Source organism: Klebsiella sp. 141162, from assembly GCF_050600755.1.
GTDB lineage: Bacteria > Pseudomonadota > Gammaproteobacteria > Enterobacterales > Enterobacteriaceae > Klebsiella > Klebsiella aerogenes.
This window is the reverse complement of the sequence record NZ_JAQIRI010000003.1, coordinates 479210-496433: the sequence shown is the minus strand read 5'-3', so window position 1 is coordinate 496433 and position 17224 is coordinate 479210. Positions and strand designations below refer to the sequence as shown.

Sequence of the window (17224 nt, the reverse complement as noted above, 5' to 3'; positions counted from 1 at the left end):
ATTGTCCTTAATTATTGTGGCATGATTTTTTGAGTCTACACTTTTTATTTTCTCTTGGCTTTTGATTTTATTATTGAGCTAGGTTATATATTTTCTGGATTTATTTAATTAGCTATTATTTTTAATAAGTGGGTTCGGCTAATTAAATATCAGAATTAAATATAGAGAGACCTTCAGGTTCCTGTTCGTAGCATAAAAAGTGCGAGGCCCTCCTTCTTTGTTATTGATTAGTTAAATGATGAGGCGTAGACTCTGTTTTGTGATGTGTATCACAAAAAACTATAACCCGCACCTGCAATCTGGAAATCATCATGAAACTGTTCCACAAAATCATCGCCAAATTTAGCGCCCTGAGCTTCTAATCGCTGCGCTACCACCCTGTTTTCACACACTATCGCTCATTCAAACGCCAACATATGTGATGTGAATCCGCGGACAAGAGGTCGCATGAGGGGGGATGCTGGTCACTTAGGGCGATCGGCATTTTTGTCAGGGTATGGTTCGTCACTGCGGTGAGTGCCCTGGGAGAATTTGTCCCCTCAATTCCGTTCTTCATTTCAGTAGAACAAAGGCCTGGTCATTTTGAACAATCACCTTTGTTATCGTCGATGAACTGCTTTGTTTTTTTATCCTGAACTTTGGCTAATTCACCCTTAACTATAAAGTAACGGTATTCCTTATCGCTTAGAACGAATGTTCCTGGGGTTGTGTTTTTATCTTTATCCCAATGTAATCTTTTCTTGTTTTTTTCACCACATTTAAACAATGTCTTACGATTATCGATGCTTTGATTCGCTTCATCATAAATCACCCCATGGCTATCAATAAATTTTGAATAACCATAACTCATCAGAAAATCCGAAAAAACGACGGGGCCACGTCTATCATATTTATCTCTTCTATTATGATTTTCAAGATTATATAAAGTGTTGTTGATAATGAGGTACGCGCTTCCGCTATATTTTGCTTTAACAAGAAAGTAAATCTTGTCCTGTGGAGTGATGCCTATTTTATATATGTCTTTATGATAGTGTTTGTTTATTTGCACCCATATATTATTTTTTGTACGAATAACAGTGTAACCATCATTCTTCATCGTATTATAAATACTATTATCAGGAAGGTAGCATTCCTGATGGGGAAAGCCAGGAACCGGGCACACAGGTGTTACGAGCGTCGGTGGGATACCTGCTAGCGTTTCAATAGCCTTTCCATAGTAAAAAAGGTGCTGGTTATCTGTGGATAAACCCCGACCACTTGGCAGCGCATAGAGATTGGCAGAGATGTCGTTACGAGGCGTTAAAATTAAATTACCTTGTTGATTTTCTATTTTATAAATTTGCTTTCCGGTGCTAATTAATGATTCATTGATCAGATTGACTTCACCGGTAACTGGCACATCCAGAGGTTTTTCTAAGTAATAAATATTGTTCTTATCCCATGCCAGATAACATCCGAGAGAGTATATGTCATGCTCTTTCATTTCGTATGCTTTGAATGATTGAGGGTCGGCGTTTTTTATTTTTGTTCCTCTGTAATACACATTTTTATCATCTGCGATGTAATTAATTCTACTACGTCCACAATAATTAACGCTTTCTTTTATTACATTTATACGATTGATATTAATATTGAGTGAATAATAGTGTTTTTTTTCACGTTCAATTTCTGGAAGGATATTTAAGTCAGGTGCCATGCAGGTGACACCAGCACAACCAGAGTGCCGATTATATGTCCTGCTATTGTAATTAGTATACCAGGCTTTGTTGTTTTTTAATACATAAGGGCTATCTGGTATTGGTTTGTAATTGCTGCCGCATGACATTTTTTCAACTTTGCCATCGTCGTGCCAATATTCCGTGCATGAATGAAATTTCGCATAGCATGCTGAAGTATTAATAAATAACAATAAAGTAAGGATAATTCCGAATTTTAATTTATGCATTGTATTACGCTTCCTGTGCGGATTAACAGCAGCCTGTTCCTGGCTAACGGCATAGTGAAATAAAAATGAGCTAGCTCAGCGTAAACCAAAATGCCCATAGAGACTATTGAAATGAAACCATCACTGCTTCACTGGCTAAACAGACTCGCCCATCCATTTACATAAATGATAAAATGCATATTAATCATAAGATGGTATCCATTTACTCATGCTTTATTTATGTATAAAAAAAACAGCAAAAGCAGTGAGATAGGCGACTATTTCTCTCCCTATCATCGTTTTTCAGCGTTAAACTGATTTGCGATGGTGAAAAATAGCGCCCTAAAATGGTGTATAGCATTGAGCCTGGACGTTTTCTCCGCGTCTCGTTTCATGATGAAAAATATGTAGCAATTTCAACGTGAAAGGCTTTTACTTTTCGTTCTAACAGCTGTCAGGATGCGTATGTCAAACAGTGCGATGAGCGTGGTTATCCTTGCCGCAGGCAAAGGGACCCGCATGTATTCCGATCTTCCTAAGGTGCTGCATACTCTGGCCGGGAAGCCAATGGTTCAGCACGTCATTGATGCGGCTAAAGATTTAGGCGCTGCCGCGGTACACCTGGTGTACGGCCACGGCGGCGATCTGCTGCGTCAAACGCTGCATGAAGATAACCTCAACTGGGTGCTGCAAGCAGAGCAGCTCGGTACCGGCCATGCGATGCAGCAGGCGGCGCCGTTCTTCAATGATGATGAAGATATCTTGATGCTCTATGGCGATGTGCCGCTGATTTCGGTTGAAACGCTACAGCGCCTGCGCGCCGCAAAACCGCAGGGCGGTATCGGCCTGTTGACGGTGAAGCTGGATGATCCAACCGGTTATGGGCGCATCACGCGTGAAAATGGCCAGGTAACAGGCATCGTTGAGCATAAAGACGCCAGCGAAGCACAGCGCCAGATTCAGGAGATCAATACCGGGATTCTGGTTGCTAACGGCGCGGACCTGAAACGCTGGTTGGCGAAGCTCACTAACAATAACGCCCAGGGCGAATACTACATCACTGATATTATCGCGATGGCTCATCAGGAAGGTCATGAGATCGTTGCGGTGCATCCACAGCGTCTGAGCGAAGTTGAAGGGGTGAACAACCGTCTGCAACTTTCGCGTCTGGAACGAGTATATCAGTCAGAGCAGGCAGAAAAACTGCTGCTGGCGGGTGTGATGCTGCGCGATCCGGCGCGTTTCGATCTGCGCGGCGTGCTGAAACACGGGCGCGATGTCGAAATTGATACTAACGTTATTCTGCAAGGTCATGTTGTGCTGGGCGATCGCGTGAAGATCGGCGCCGGCTGCGTCATCAAAGACAGCGTCATCGGCGATGACTGCGAAATCAGCCCGTATAGCGTGGTTGAAGATGCGCAACTGCAGGCTGCCTGCACCATCGGCCCGTTTGCGCGTCTGCGTCCGGGGGCTGAACTGCTGGAAGGCGCTCACGTTGGCAACTTTGTCGAAATGAAGAAAGCCCGTCTGGGCAAAGGTTCGAAGGCAGGACACCTCTCCTACCTCGGCGACGCTGAAATTGGCGACAACGTTAATATCGGCGCAGGTACCATCACCTGTAACTATGATGGCGCAAATAAGCATAAAACGATCATCGGCGATGACGTGTTTGTCGGTTCTGATACGCAACTGGTCGCGCCGGTCAGCGTCGGTAACGGCGTGACGATTGCCGCGGGCACCACCGTCACGCGTAATATTGCTGACAACGAACTAGTGTTAAGTCGCGTGCCGCAGGTCCACAAACAGGGCTGGCAGCGTCCGGTAAAGAAAAAGTAGTTTTTAGATTGTCGCCGGGTGAGAGATCGCCCGGCAAACCAGGATGAGAGGATCAATATAGGTCCCCGTCCGCAGGCAGTACCATAAAAATAACCCCACTCTCTACAAGGCTCGGGGCGCCCGTAAAGGGCAAATACAGGTCAGCGACAACGCATGGCATATCGCCATTATCAGGAAATTTAACTATGTGTGGAATTGTTGGCGCAGTCGCGCAGCGTGATATTGCTGAAATCCTTCTCGAAGGTTTACGTCGTCTGGAATACCGGGGCTATGACTCTGCCGGTCTGGCAGTGGTCGATAACGAAGGTCATATGACCCGCGTTCGTCGTCTCGGTAAAGTTCAGATGCTGGCTCAGGCGGTAGAAGAGCAACCGTTACACGGCGGTACCGGGATTGCCCATACCCGCTGGGCGACGCACGGCGAGCCGTCTGAGAGCAATGCGCATCCGCATGTTTCTGAACATATTGCGGTGGTCCATAACGGGATCATCGAGAACCATGAGCCGCTGCGCGCCCTGCTGCAGTCTCGTGGCTATGTCTTCGTCTCCGAAACCGATACCGAAGTTATCGCGCATCTGGTGCACTGGGAGCTGGAACAGGGCGGCACCTTGCGTGAAGCCGTACTGCGCGCAATCCCGCAGCTGCGCGGCGCCTATGGTACGGTGATCATGGATACCCGCGATCCGGGGACGCTGCTGGCGGCACGCTCCGGTAGCCCGCTGGTCATTGGCCTGGGCATGGGCGAAAACTTTATCGCTTCTGACCAGCTGGCGCTGCTGCCGGTGACCCGCCGCTTTATCTTCCTCGAAGAGGGCGATATTGCCGAAGTTACCCGTCGTACGGTGGTTATTTTCGATAAATCCGGCGCGGAAGTGAATCGCCAGGAGATCGAATCTAATCTGCAGTATGACGCCGGTGATAAGGGGATTTATCGCCACTATATGCAGAAAGAGATTTACGAACAGCCGAACGCGATTAAGAACACCCTGACCGGGCGTATCAGCCATGGCGAGGTCGATCTCAGCGAACTGGGGCCGAATGCCAACGCGCTGCTGTCGCAGGTTGAGCATATCCAGATTGTTGCCTGCGGAACCTCGTATAACTCCGGGATGGTCTCCCGTTACTGGTTCGAAGCGTTAGCTGGTGTGCCGTGCGATGTCGAAATTGCTTCCGAATTCCGCTACCGCAAATCCGCGGTGCGTCGCAACAGCCTGATGATCACCCTCTCCCAGTCCGGTGAGACGGCGGATACCCTGGCGGCGCTGCGTCTCTCTAAAGAGCTTGGCTATCTGGGGTCGTTGGCTATCTGCAACGTTCCGGGCTCCTCGCTGGTGCGCGAGTCTGACCTGGCGTTGATGACCAAAGCCGGTACCGAAATCGGCGTGGCATCGACCAAAGCCTTTACCACTCAGCTGACCGTGCTGTTGATGCTGGTGGCGAAACTGGCGCGTCTCAAGGGCCAGGATGCGGCTATCGAGCAGGATATCGTGCATGGCCTGCAGGCGCTGCCGAACCGTATCGAGCAGATGCTATCGCAGGATAAGCGCATCGAACAGCTGGCGGAACGTTTCTCCGATAAGCATCACGCGCTGTTCCTTGGCCGCGGCGATCAGTACCCGATCGCGCTGGAAGGGGCGCTGAAGCTGAAAGAGATCTCCTACATTCATGCTGAAGCCTATGCGGCGGGCGAGCTGAAACACGGCCCGCTGGCGCTGATTGATGCCGAAATGCCGGTTATCGTGGTGGCGCCGAACAACGAACTGTTGGAAAAACTGAAATCCAATATTGAAGAAGTTCGCGCCCGCGGCGGTGAACTGTACGTCTTCGCCGATGGAGACGCCGGTTTCAGCGGCAGCGACAACATGCACATCATCGAGATGCCGCATGTCGAAGAGGTGATTGCGCCGATCTTCTACACCGTGCCGCTGCAGCTGCTGGCTTATCACGTTGCGCTGATCAAAGGCACCGACGTTGACCAGCCGCGTAACCTGGCGAAATCGGTGACCGTAGAGTAATCAGGCTGTACGGACCGACACTCTTTTGAGTGACGCTATAATCCGGTATTTCTGCAAAGGGATGCCGGATTTTTTATATTGTCACAGTCTATTTTTGATTTTATTTTAATACTATACACAAAATAGGAATTGTCCTGTTTTCTTGTTTTTTCTCTGTTTTCTTATAGGGAGTGTTTACATACACGAGTATGTCGTATAGTTTTTATACTAAACGCCAATGCAAGGAATGCTATGAGTTCTCTCTTCTCTATTTCAGAAAATAAGTTATTAAATTATGACTTTTCTCGCTGGATGGGTAATACATCTGGCTCTGACTTTGATTTCCGCGCTCTAGGTTCCGCATTAGATTGCACCCGTGATTTTAATCAAGTAGGTATCATATTTAATGATGGAAGAATGAGTTATCTCGTCCGGGCTTCCCGTTGTTATGCTAACTCATCGCGAAATCAGATAACCCATGTAATAGTCACAAAACTTAATCGTAGAGATACATACTCTTCTGAGCAAAGTATTAAGAAAGCTATATCTGAGCCGTCATTAAGTTCGGAAATATCGTCAACAGCACTATCTTGTGGCGGTGCTCTGTTAACTGCGGGTGTTTTTATTATCGGTACTGGTGCTACTGCAGTTACTGCTGGAGCATCAAGCGCATTTGCGATATTAGGGTATGCAGGTGCGGTGGCAACAACTGCGCAATGTATCAATGGTGTGATAAGGCTATGGGATATTGAGTTCAATAATTCTGCGTTAACAGGTTGGTTGGATTCGGAAGATTGGTATACATCAACGTCAACGGCGTTGGATGTCATCTCTCTTGCTTCTGCTGCTGGTGCATTGCTTGATGTTTTAAAAACTTATAAAAGTATGAAAGCGATTTCTTCTTTAGAAGCAAAAAAGTGGCTTAAAGCATGGCCGAGGCAGGATCGGGCTCGTTTAACCGAGTTAATTATAAAAACACAAAATCCCGGTATTTCTAATAAAGAAATAAAAGCATTGATTCGGGCTGGAGTTTATCCTAAACGTTACCCTATTGAGCCGATCCAGAAAGAGCTTAAAAAACAACTAATTAGTGCATTATCGAGTATGACTGCTTTTTCGGGAAGTGCGGTGAGTGGAGTCATTGGTTCACCTGGGAGCCTTAAAAAAACTGGTGATTACGTAATAGGGACAATTCAATCGTTTGCGATTCTAAAATGAAAAACTTATGTGGTAATAATTTCTTAGCGCTTCTCAAGCATGGTGTGGAAATCGATCAACTTATCAAGCGAAGAGATAGAGATGAGATCGCGCAGCATACAACAACAGATATGATGAGCTTGTCTCATGGGCAACGCTTATCACCTTCTCCGCTAGTTCCTGCTTGTATTTATTTGATATTAATTGTTATTTTTTCAGTTAATGCGGCTTTTATATTGCAGAGTCTCCAACTTACTCCGCCCCGTTTTCTGGCTTTCTACTTTCCGCTGCTCTTAGGGGTTATTGTTATAACTAGCGTAGCTGCAGGGTTAGTAGGTCGAGGTCATGCTGTTGGATTACGTATTTTTATGTACCTATATCTCGCCAATTTGTTTATTTTTTGTATAGTGCTGGCGCTTGCCGTCATCGCAGATGAAGCTATTGCTGCCAATAAGGTCATTCTTTTTATGTGTGAGATAGCCGTACTCTGGTTAGGCCGTAGATTGATGAATGGAACGGCTTTTACCCTGTTTACGCTTTATCGCCGTACGATCAGGCTTGCTATGGTTGCCCAACATCTCAACGTTGCCAGATGATTTTACGTTATCCATAATCATGTAATAAAAGCAAAATCTTCCTGTCATATGACCAAAAGATAAAAATGTAATTAATTGATATTATTAATTTTATTTTAGGTTTTCTTACTTTCCCCTGGTGTGTCATAAAACTGTCATAATTCGTACATTTTACTGTCACCTGTTTGTCCTATTTTGCTCACCATAGCTTCGAAACAACGGTTTACGAATCCCAGCAGGAGACATTATGAACGTTATGCGTACCACCGTCGCAACAGTTGTCGCCGCGACCTTATCGATGAGCGCTTTCTCTGCTTTCGCAGCAGCAAGCCTGACTGGCGCAGGTGCAACTTTCCCTGCTCCGGTGTATGCCAAATGGGCTGATACCTATCAGAAAGAAACGGGCAATAAAGTTAACTACCAGGGTATTGGTTCCTCTGGCGGCGTTAAACAGATTATTGCCAACACCGTGGATTTCGGTGCTTCTGATGCTCCTCTGGCTGATGACAAACTGGCGCAGGAAGGCCTGTTCCAGTTCCCGACCGTGATCGGCGGCGTGGTGCTGGCGGTTAACCTGCCGGGCGTTAAATCCGGGGAGCTGGTGCTGGATGGTAAAACCCTCGGCGACATCTACCTGGGCAAAATCAAAAAATGGGATGACGAAGCGATCGCTAAACTCAACCCTGGCCTGAAGCTACCGGCTCAGAACATCGCTGTGGTTCGCCGCGCGGATGGTTCCGGTACTTCCTTCGTCTTCACCAGCTATCTGGCGAAAGTGAACGAAGAGTGGAAATCTAAAATTGGCGCAGGCTCTACCGTAAACTGGCCGACCGGTCTGGGCGGTAAAGGCAACGACGGTATCGCGGCCTTCGTTCAGCGTCTGCCGGGCGCGATCGGCTACGTCGAGTATGCTTACGCTAAGCAGAATAACCTGGCTTACACCAAACTGCTGTCCGCTGACGGCAAGCCGGTCAGCCCGACGGAAGATAACTTCGCTAATGCGGCGAAAGGTATCGACTGGAGCAAGTCCTTCGCTCAGGACCTGACTAACCAGAAAGGTGAAAATGCATGGCCGATCACCTCAACCACTTTCATCCTCGTCCACAAGGCCTCCAATAAGCCGGAGAATACCGCGGAAGTGCTGAAGTTCTTCGACTGGGCATATAAAAACGGCGGCAAAGAAGCGAATGCGCTGGATTATGCCAGCCTGCCGGACAGCGTGGTTGAGCAGGTTCGCGCCGCATGGAAAACCAACGTGAAAGACAGCAGCGGTAAAGCGCTGTACTAATACCCGCGGAATGTCGAGCTGCCGGCTAGCTTCCTGCAGCTCGAATTATTTCGGGTATAGCATTACCTTTGCCCGTAAGCTCAGTAAAATGCTGGCTTTTTGGGCCCGAACTTAAAGAGTAACCTATGGCTGCAAGCAAGCCGGCATTCAACCCTCCGGGGAAAAAGGGTGACATGATCTTCAGCGCGCTGGTAAAACTGGCTGCGCTGATTGTGCTATTGATGCTGGGTGGCATCATCGTTTCCCTCATCATCTCTTCATGGCCAAGTATTCAGAAATTTGGCTTTTCCTTTTTGTGGACCAAAGAGTGGGATGCGCCGAATGAGATCTTCGGTGCGCTGGTACCGATTTACGGGACTCTGGTTACCTCCATTATCGCGTTGTTGATCGCCGTTCCGGTGAGCTTCGGCATCGCGCTGTTCCTGACTGAACTCTCCCCAGCCTGGCTAAAACGCCCGCTGGGTATCGCTATTGAGCTGCTGGCGGCGATCCCGAGTATCGTATACGGCATGTGGGGCCTGTTTATTTTCGCCCCGCTGTTTGCGACTTACTTCCAGGAACCAGTCGGCAACGTCCTTTCGACGATCCCCTTTGTCGGCGCGCTGTTTGCCGGCCCGGCGTTCGGTATCGGCATCCTGGCGGCCGGCGTCATTCTGGCCATCATGATCATTCCTTATATCGCCGCGGTAATGCGTGACGTCTTCGAGCAGACGCCGGTGATGATGAAAGAGTCCGCATATGGGATCGGCTGCACCACGTGGGAGGTGATTTGGCGCATTGTGCTGCCGTTCACCAAAAACGGGGTGATTGGCGGCGTCATGCTCGGCCTGGGCCGCGCGCTGGGCGAAACCATGGCGGTCACCTTTATCATCGGCAACACCTATCAGCTCGACAGCGCTTCGCTGTATATGCCGGGCAACAGTATTACCTCGGCGCTGGCCAATGAATTCGCGGAAGCGGAAAGCGGCCTGCACGTAGCGGCGCTGATGGAACTGGGCCTGATCCTGTTCGTTATCACCTTTATCGTTCTGGCCGCGTCGAAGTTCATGATTATGCGTCTCGCTAAGAACGAGGGGGCACGCTAATGGCAACGATCGAATTGCAAACCACCGCCGAACTGGCGGAATCCCGTCGCAAGATGCAGGCTAAGCGCCGCCTGAAGAACCGCATCGCCCTGACCCTGTCGATGGCGACCATGGCATTCGGCCTCTTCTGGCTTATCTGGATCCTGATGTCGACCATCACGCGTGGCATCGACGGCATGAGCCTGGCGCTGTTCACCGAAATGACGCCGCCGCCGAATACCGCGGGCGGCGGTCTGGCGAACGCCCTGGCGGGCAGCGGCCTGCTGATCCTGTGGGCGACCGTCTTTGGTACGCCGCTGGGTATCATGGCCGGTATCTATCTGGCGGAATATGGCCGTAAGTCGGTACTGGCGGAAATCATCCGCTTTATCAACGATATTCTGCTTTCCGCGCCGTCTATCGTCGTGGGTCTGTTTGTCTACACCATCGTGGTGGCGCAGATGCAGCATTTCTCCGGCTGGGCGGGCGTTATCGCGCTGGCGCTGCTGCAGGTGCCAATCGTGATTCGTACCACTGAAAACATGCTGAAGCTGGTGCCGGATAGCCTGCGTGAAGCAGCCTATGCGCTGGGGACGCCGAAGTGGAAGATGATTTCCGCGATCACCCTTAAGGCGTCGGTATCCGGCATTATGACCGGTATCCTGCTGGCCATTGCCCGTATCGCCGGGGAGACGGCGCCGCTGCTGTTCACCGCGCTCTCCAACCAGTTCTGGAGCACCGATATGATGCAGCCGATCGCCAACCTGCCGGTGACCATTTTTAAATTTGCCATGAGTCCGTTCGCGGAATGGCAGCAACTGGCATGGGCCGGGGTATTGATTATCACCCTGTGCGTCTTGCTGCTGAATATTCTGGCGCGCGTTGTCTTCGCGAAGAAGAAACACGGTTAATTTTTGCGGCGCGGCCTAAGCGGCGCCGAATGAGGAAGAGATTGAGATGAGTATGGTGAACGCGAATCCGGGTAAAATTTCAGTTCGTGACCTGAACTTCTACTACGGCAAATTCCATGCCCTGAAGAACATCAACCTGGATATCGCTAAGAACCAGGTGACGGCGTTTATCGGCCCGTCAGGATGCGGTAAATCCACTCTGCTGCGTACGTTCAACAAGATGTTTGAGCTGTACCCGGAGCAGCGTGCGGAAGGCGAAATTCTGCTGGATGGCGACAATATTCTCACCAATACCCAGGATATCGCGCTGCTGCGCGCGAAAGTGGGGATGGTATTCCAGAAGCCGACGCCGTTTCCGATGTCCATCTACGACAACATCGCCTTCGGCGTGCGCCTGTTTGAGAAGCTGTCGCGAGCCGATATGGACGAGCGCGTGCAGTGGGCGTTGACCAAAGCCGCATTATGGAATGAAACCAAAGATAAACTGCACCAGAGCGGGTATTCTCTCTCCGGTGGTCAGCAGCAGCGTCTGTGTATCGCCCGCGGTATCGCGATTCGCCCGGAAGTGCTGTTGCTCGATGAACCTTGCTCAGCGCTGGACCCGATCTCCACCGGGCGCATCGAGGAACTTATCACCGAGCTGAAGCAGGATTACACCGTCGTTATCGTTACCCACAACATGCAGCAGGCTGCGCGTTGTTCCGACCATACGGCATTTATGTATCTTGGCGAGCTGATTGAATTCAGCAACACGGACGATCTGTTTACCAAGCCCGCTAAGAAGCAAACTGAAGATTATATTACTGGCCGCTACGGTTGATTGCCCTTCTGCTTTCAGGTGCTAACCCGATGGGCAATCAGGAGACATCATGGATAACTTAAATCTTAATAAACATATTTCCGGCCAGTTCAACGCAGAGCTGGAGTACATTCGCACCCAGGTGATGACCATGGGTGGGCTGGTGGAGCAGCAGCTTTCTGATGCGATCACCGCGATGCACAATCAGGACAGCGATCTGGCGAAGCGCGTAATCGACGGCGACAAGCAGGTCAATATGATGGAAGTGGCGATCGACGAGGCCTGCGTGCGCATCATCGCTAAACGTCAGCCGACCGCCAGCGACCTGCGCCTGGTGATGGCGATCATCAAGACTATCGCCGAGCTGGAACGTATTGGCGACGTGGCGGATAAAATCTGCCGTACCGCGCTGGAGAAGTTTTCTCAGCAGCACCAGCCGCTGCTGGTGAGCCTTGAGTCGCTGGGCCGCCATACCGTGCAGATGCTGCATGACGTGCTGGATGCCTTTGCGCGTATGGATCTTGATGAGGCGGTACGCATCTATCGTGAAGATAAGAAAGTCGACCAGGAATATGAAGGCATCGTGCGCCAGCTGATGACCTACATGATGGAAGACTCACGCACCATTCCGAGCGTCCTGACCGCGTTGTTCTGCGCGCGTTCCATCGAGCGTATCGGCGATCGCTGTCAGAATATCTGCGAATATATTTTCTACTTCGTTAAAGGCCAGGATTTCCGTCACGTAGGCGGCGACGAACTGGATAAACTGCTCGCGGGTAAAGATCCGAAAGAGTAAAGATCATGATGGTTGATTCTGGTAAAGGGAATAATCAGAATCAACAATGATTGTCTGCATCGCTGACATATTGCTGCGATTATCGTCACAATTAATACTCTGGCTATTTGAGTTTTAAATTTTATCGCGTAACAATCTTTCCCACTGACCGGGCGTTGCTGCTCAGAAGGTCAAATGGATTGTTACTGCGACAGCAGGCAAAACCTGATATTGCCCCAGGCGGCGATGTCAGGTTTTTTTGTTTTAGACGCTGAATGGTTTGGTGATAAGGGTTGTTACCGCAATGAGCGGGCAAAACCTGAAGAGGATTATCTGTTAATGCAGATGGTCTCCTTCAGGTTTTTTTTTGCCACTTATTCGGCAGGAAAATAAAAGCTGCAGTTACGTGGAATGGTATTAATGCAGTTTATTAAAAACATAACGCTATTTATTTGTTACGTGTTTCATTTACGCCAATGCTTATATAAGGGATTATTATGATTAGAAGAAATATGATCGCTTCGGCGATGGTTTTGCTGGCGCCGCTTTCTTATTCAACAAATCTTATTGCCGGGCAACTTACGGTTGAACAACGGCTGGAGCTTCTGGAAAAAGCGCTTCAGGACACGCAAAAAGAACTCAAGAAATATCAGGATCAGGAGAAAAAAAGGAACCAGGTCTGGGCCGCCTGGTCGCAACCGGAAAATAGCCAGAAGAGCCAGAGTGCGAAAGCGCCCACGGCGACCCAAGCGGCCGCTAAGCCGGATGCGGTACTGGTCAAAAATGAACAGCCGGCGCAGGGCGGTGAGCCAACCTATAGCGCCATGACGCTGAAAGATTTTAGCAAGTTTGTAAAAGATGAAATCGGCTTTAGCTATAACGGCTATTACCGTTCTGGCTGGGGGACCGCCTCGCACGGTTCGCCAAAATCGTGGGCCATCGGCTCGCTTGGCCGTTTGGGTAACGAGTATTCCGGCTGGTTTGATTTACAGCTTAAACAGCGCGTTTTTCAGGAGGGTGACAAACGTGTGGATGCCATCGTGATGCTCGATGGCAATGTGGGTCAGCAGTATTCTACCGGCTGGTTTGGCGACAATGCCGGCGGCGAAAACTACCTTCAGTTCTCGGATATGTACGTCAACACCAAAGGCTTTCTGCCGTTTGCCCCGGAAGCGGATTTCTGGGTCGGTAAGCACGGCGCGCCGAAAATCGAGATCCAGATGCTGGACTGGAAAACGCAAAGAACCGATGCGGCGGCTGGCGTGGGGCTTGAAAACTGGAAGGTGGGCGCCGGTAAATTTGATATCGCGCTGGTGCGCGAAGACATCGATGACTATGACCGCTCTTTGACTAATAAGCAGCAAATTAATACCAATACCCTGGATGTGCGTTACAAAGATATTCCGCTGTGGGATAAAGCCTCGCTGATGGTGAGCGGGCGCTATGTCGCCGCCAATCAAAGCTCATCAGAGAAATATAAAGAGGGGAATGAAGGTTACTACCAATGGAAAGATACCTGGATGGTGGGCACCTCATTAACGCAGAAATTTGATAACGGCGGCTTTAACGAGTTCTCATTATTACTGGCGAACAACTCCATCGCCAGCAGCTTCTCGCGCTATGCCGGTTCGAGCCCATATACCACCAATAATGGGCGTTATTATGGCGATCATACCAACGGCACCGCCGTGCGCTTAACCTCGCAGGGGGAAACCTATCTGCGTGATGATGTCATTATGGCGAATGCAATCGTCTACTCATTTGGTAATGACATCTATAGCTATGAAACCGGCGCCCATTCAGACTTTGAATCTATTCGCGCCGTGGTCCGTCCGGCATATATCTGGAATAAATATAATCAGACCGGCGTTGAATTGGGCTACTTCAAACAGCAGAACAAAGATGTGACGGGCAAGAAATATAACGAATCCGGTTATAAGACCACCTTATTCCATACCTTCAAAGTTAATACCAGTATGCTGACCTCGCGCCCGGAAATCCGTTTTTATGCGACTTATATTAAAGCCGAAGATATCGATCTGGATAAGGCTGCTAACAATACCACCGCGGTTTTTGAAGATGGCAAGAACGACCAGTTCGCGGTCGGCGCGCAGGCTGAAATTTGGTGGTAAGGCCGCAAGCGCCTGCTAATAAAAACGTAAAAAGGAATCAAAATGAAACGACATGCAATTTACTTCGCCCTGGCGCTGGCTGGCGCCACATTTACTGCGCACGCCGCACCGCTGCCGACGATGCCTGATGCCGCTATTCCTGTCAGCCAATATATTACTCAGGTGAATACGGATAACAGCGTGACTTTCCGATTATTTGCCCCCGATGCCAGGCGCGTTTCCGTCGTCACGGGGTCGACGCCGGATACCTTTGTCTCTCATGACATGACCAAAGACACCCAGGGCGTATGGACGTGGAAAAGCGATCGCCTGGCCGCCAATCTTTATGAGTACTACTTTGATGTGGACGGTTTTCGTTCCGTCGATACCGGCAGCCGCTACCAGAAACCGCAACGCCAGGTGAATACCAGCCTGATCCTGGTGCCCGGCAGCATTCTTGACGATCGGGCGGTCCCGCACGGCGATCTGCGTACCGTCACCTACCATTCGACGGCGCTTAAGTCAGAGCGTCGCGTCTACGTCTGGACGCCACCGGGCTATAACGGCAGCGGCGAGCCTTTGCCGGTGCTCTATTTCTACCACGGTTTTGGCGATAGCGGTCTGTCGGCCATCGACCAGGGACGCATCCCGCAAATGATGGATAATCTGCTGGCGGAGGGCAAAATCAAGCCGATGCTGGTGGTGGTGCCGGATACCGAAACCGATATTCCTCAAGCGATCGCGGAAAACTTCCCGCCGCAGGAGCGGCGTAAAAACTTCTATCCACTCAATGCGAAAGCCGCAGACAACGAACTGATGCACGACATCATTCCGCTGATCGATTCCCGATTTAACGTGCGTAAAGATGCCGACGGCCGGGCGCTGGCGGGGCTGTCGCAGGGCGGTTACCAGGCGCTGGTGTCCGGGATGAACCATCTTGAGAGCTTCGGGTGGCTTGCCACCTTAAGCGGGGTTACGACAACTACGGTTCCCGACGCTGGCGTGGAGGCGCAGTTGAATAACCCTGACGCCATCAATAAGCAACTGCGTAACTTTACGCTGGTGGTTGGCGAAAAAGACTCCGTCACTGGCAAAGATATTGCAGGCCTGAAAAGCGAACTGGAAAAGCAGAAGATCAAATTTGATTACCACTCTTATCCCGGCCTGAATCATGAAATGGACGTCTGGCGTCCGGCCTATGCCGAGTTTGTGCAAAAGCTCTTTAAATAACCGTCAGGGGGCATGGCGCCCCCTGTCTCAACCAGTAAAGGAAGATGAGATGAAATTGATTGTGACGGAAGATTATGAAGAGATGAGCCTGGTCGCCTGCCATCATCTTTTAGGCTATATCACGATGCCGCGACGAATGAATCTGGCGGTGACGGCGGGGAGTACGCCGAAGCGTATGTATGAGCATTTGGTGGCAGCCATCAAAGGGAAATCATTCTATGATCGGGTTCACTATTACAACTTTGATGAGATTCCTTTTCGCGGCCAGCAGCGTGAAGGGGTGACGATTTCCAACCTGCGCCAGCTGTTTTTTACCCCAGCGCAAATCAAAGAAGAGAACATTCACAAATTGACGCTGGAGAATGCGGCTCAACACGATCGCCGCCTGGAAGAGGTCGGCGGTCTTGACCTGATTGTGCTGGGGCTGGGCGCCGACGGCCATTTTTGCGGCAACCTGCCGAACACCACGCGCTTTCATGATGAGACGGTTGAAGTACCGATTCATGGGGATCTGGTTGGCATTGTTGCGAACGGTGAAATGGGGGGCGATTTCAACGTGGTGCCGGATAGCTATGTCACCATGGGGCCGAAAAGCGTGATGGCGGCAAAAAACCTGCTGCTGATTGTCAGCGGCGCGGCGAAAGCGCAAGCGCTAAAGCAGGTGGTGGAAGGCCCGGTCAGCGAACAGGTGCCGGCATCGGTGCTCAAATTGCACCCTTCGTTGGTGATTATTGCGGATAAAGCAGCAGCGGCGGAATTGCAGCACTAAAAAGCCGCTGGCCAGCGGGGCTACCGTTGTGATCAACCGTAGCCCGGCCGAGCGTAGCGACGCCGGGTCTTAACGAGTAATATCCCAGCCACGCGCTCTCCACAATGCCGGCAGCTCAGCTAAATCGGTGAAGGTCGTTACCTTTGGATGATCGATCGGTTGGTTGTGCGGGTCGGCGCAGAAGTAAAAGACTTCCATACCCGCGGCGATCCCCGATTGGGCTCCTGCGCTGGAATCATCAACCAGAATACAGTTTTCGACTTGTACCTGCATGGCCTCTGCCGCATGGAACATCAGCGCCGGGTCGGGTTTCCAGCGCTGAATGTCGTAACCGCTGTACAGCCGGTCGGGGAAGTGGTGCAGCATCTGCGTTCTACCGAGCGAATGCTGCATTTTACTGACCGGGCCATTCGACACCACGCACATCGGGATCTTCACCGCGTCCAGCAGTGCAGCGGCGCCGGGGATGACCTCCAGCTCGCTATCGAACAGACGGGCGACTTCGGCGCGATACACCGGCTCCAGAGTCTCTTTCTGCAGGTTAACGCCATATTCAGCGTTGATGGTGTCGATAATCTCGTACAGCTTAACGCCCTTGAAGCGCTTAAAAATATCGGCTAAATCCAGCGTAATACCGAATTCTTGAAACATGTGAACATAGGCGCGTGAGCAAATCACCTCGCTGTCGACCAGCGTGCCGTCACAATCGAAAAATACTGCTTGTGGTTGGGTCATACTCTTTCCAGTTTAA

General features: G+C 50.3%; 15 protein-coding genes. 13 read left to right on the top strand and 2 right to left on the bottom strand.

The genetic code is table 11. The features are described from left to right. Positions 1-577 precede the first annotated feature (577 nt). Positions 578-1945, bottom strand: a complete 1368-nt coding sequence (locus PGR23_RS13540) for a DKNYY domain-containing protein (RefSeq protein WP_080961786.1) — start codon at positions 1943-1945, stop codon at positions 578-580. Between the two features lie 444 nt (positions 1946-2389). On the opposite strand from PGR23_RS13540, the gene glmU reads away from it, so the two are divergent. The 13 genes from glmU (at position 2390) to PGR23_RS13475 (ending at position 16473) form a co-directional block, all read left to right on the top strand. Continuing rightward, the gene (gene glmU, locus PGR23_RS13535; protein ID WP_045396006.1) at positions 2390-3760 is read left to right on the top strand and encodes a bifunctional UDP-N-acetylglucosamine diphosphorylase/glucosamine-1-phosphate N-acetyltransferase GlmU; all 1371 of its coding nucleotides are present in this window, start codon (positions 2390-2392) and stop codon (positions 3758-3760) included. Positions 3761-3945: 185 nt separating this feature from the next. After that, entirely contained in the window at positions 3946-5775 is a 1830-nt protein-coding gene (gene glmS, locus PGR23_RS13530; RefSeq protein ID WP_015703916.1) for a glutamine--fructose-6-phosphate transaminase (isomerizing), read from the top strand. 231 nt (positions 5776-6006) lie between these two features. Then, entirely contained in the window at positions 6007-6972 is a 966-nt protein-coding gene (locus tag PGR23_RS13525) for a hypothetical protein (RefSeq protein WP_047044582.1), read from the top strand. After that, positions 6969-7547, top strand: coding sequence for a hypothetical protein (locus PGR23_RS13520; protein WP_045396002.1), 579 nt, complete (start codon positions 6969-6971; stop codon positions 7545-7547). Before PGR23_RS13525 ends, PGR23_RS13520 begins: the two co-directional genes overlap by 4 nt. A gap of 226 nt (positions 7548-7773) precedes the next feature. Further along, a complete protein-coding gene (gene pstS / locus PGR23_RS13515; protein ID WP_015369012.1) occupies positions 7774-8814 on the top strand; it encodes a phosphate ABC transporter substrate-binding protein PstS in 1041 nt (346 codons plus the stop codon). A gap of 125 nt (positions 8815-8939) precedes the next feature. Next, positions 8940-9899: a phosphate ABC transporter permease PstC gene (gene pstC, locus PGR23_RS13510; protein ID WP_045396000.1), complete on the top strand. Its 960-nt coding sequence runs from the start codon at positions 8940-8942 to the stop codon at positions 9897-9899. Beyond that, positions 9899-10789: a phosphate ABC transporter permease PstA gene (gene pstA, locus PGR23_RS13505; protein WP_045395998.1), complete on the top strand. Its 891-nt coding sequence runs from the start codon at positions 9899-9901 to the stop codon at positions 10787-10789. The genes pstC and pstA overlap by 1 nt, the downstream gene beginning before the upstream one ends. 46 nt (positions 10790-10835) lie before the next feature. After that, the gene (gene pstB / locus PGR23_RS13500) at positions 10836-11609 is read left to right on the top strand and encodes a phosphate ABC transporter ATP-binding protein PstB (RefSeq protein WP_015369015.1); all 774 of its coding nucleotides are present in this window, start codon (positions 10836-10838) and stop codon (positions 11607-11609) included. 49 nt (positions 11610-11658) lie between these two features. Then, on the top strand, positions 11659-12384 hold the full coding sequence (gene phoU, locus PGR23_RS13495; protein ID WP_004145007.1) for a phosphate signaling complex protein PhoU: 726 nt from the start codon (positions 11659-11661) through the stop codon (positions 12382-12384). Positions 12385-12558: 174 nt separating this feature from the next. After that, the gene (locus PGR23_RS13490; RefSeq protein ID WP_047044587.1) at positions 12559-12756 is read left to right on the top strand and encodes a hypothetical protein; all 198 of its coding nucleotides are present in this window, start codon (positions 12559-12561) and stop codon (positions 12754-12756) included. A gap of 104 nt (positions 12757-12860) precedes the next feature. Next, positions 12861-14495, top strand: coding sequence for a carbohydrate porin (locus tag PGR23_RS13485; RefSeq protein WP_320483003.1), 1635 nt, complete (start codon positions 12861-12863; stop codon positions 14493-14495). A gap of 42 nt (positions 14496-14537) precedes the next feature. Further along, positions 14538-15704, top strand: a complete 1167-nt coding sequence (locus PGR23_RS13480) for an alpha/beta hydrolase-fold protein (protein WP_315711981.1) — start codon at positions 14538-14540, stop codon at positions 15702-15704. Positions 15705-15753: 49 nt separating this feature from the next. Next, positions 15754-16473: a glucosamine-6-phosphate deaminase gene (locus PGR23_RS13475; protein WP_315711979.1), complete on the top strand. Its 720-nt coding sequence runs from the start codon at positions 15754-15756 to the stop codon at positions 16471-16473. Positions 16474-16542: 69 nt separating this feature from the next. On the opposite strand, the gene yieH is transcribed toward PGR23_RS13475, so the two are convergent. Next, positions 16543-17208: a 6-phosphogluconate phosphatase gene (gene yieH / locus PGR23_RS13470; protein ID WP_047078162.1), complete on the bottom strand. Its 666-nt coding sequence runs from the start codon at positions 17206-17208 to the stop codon at positions 16543-16545. Positions 17209-17224 lie beyond the last annotated feature (16 nt).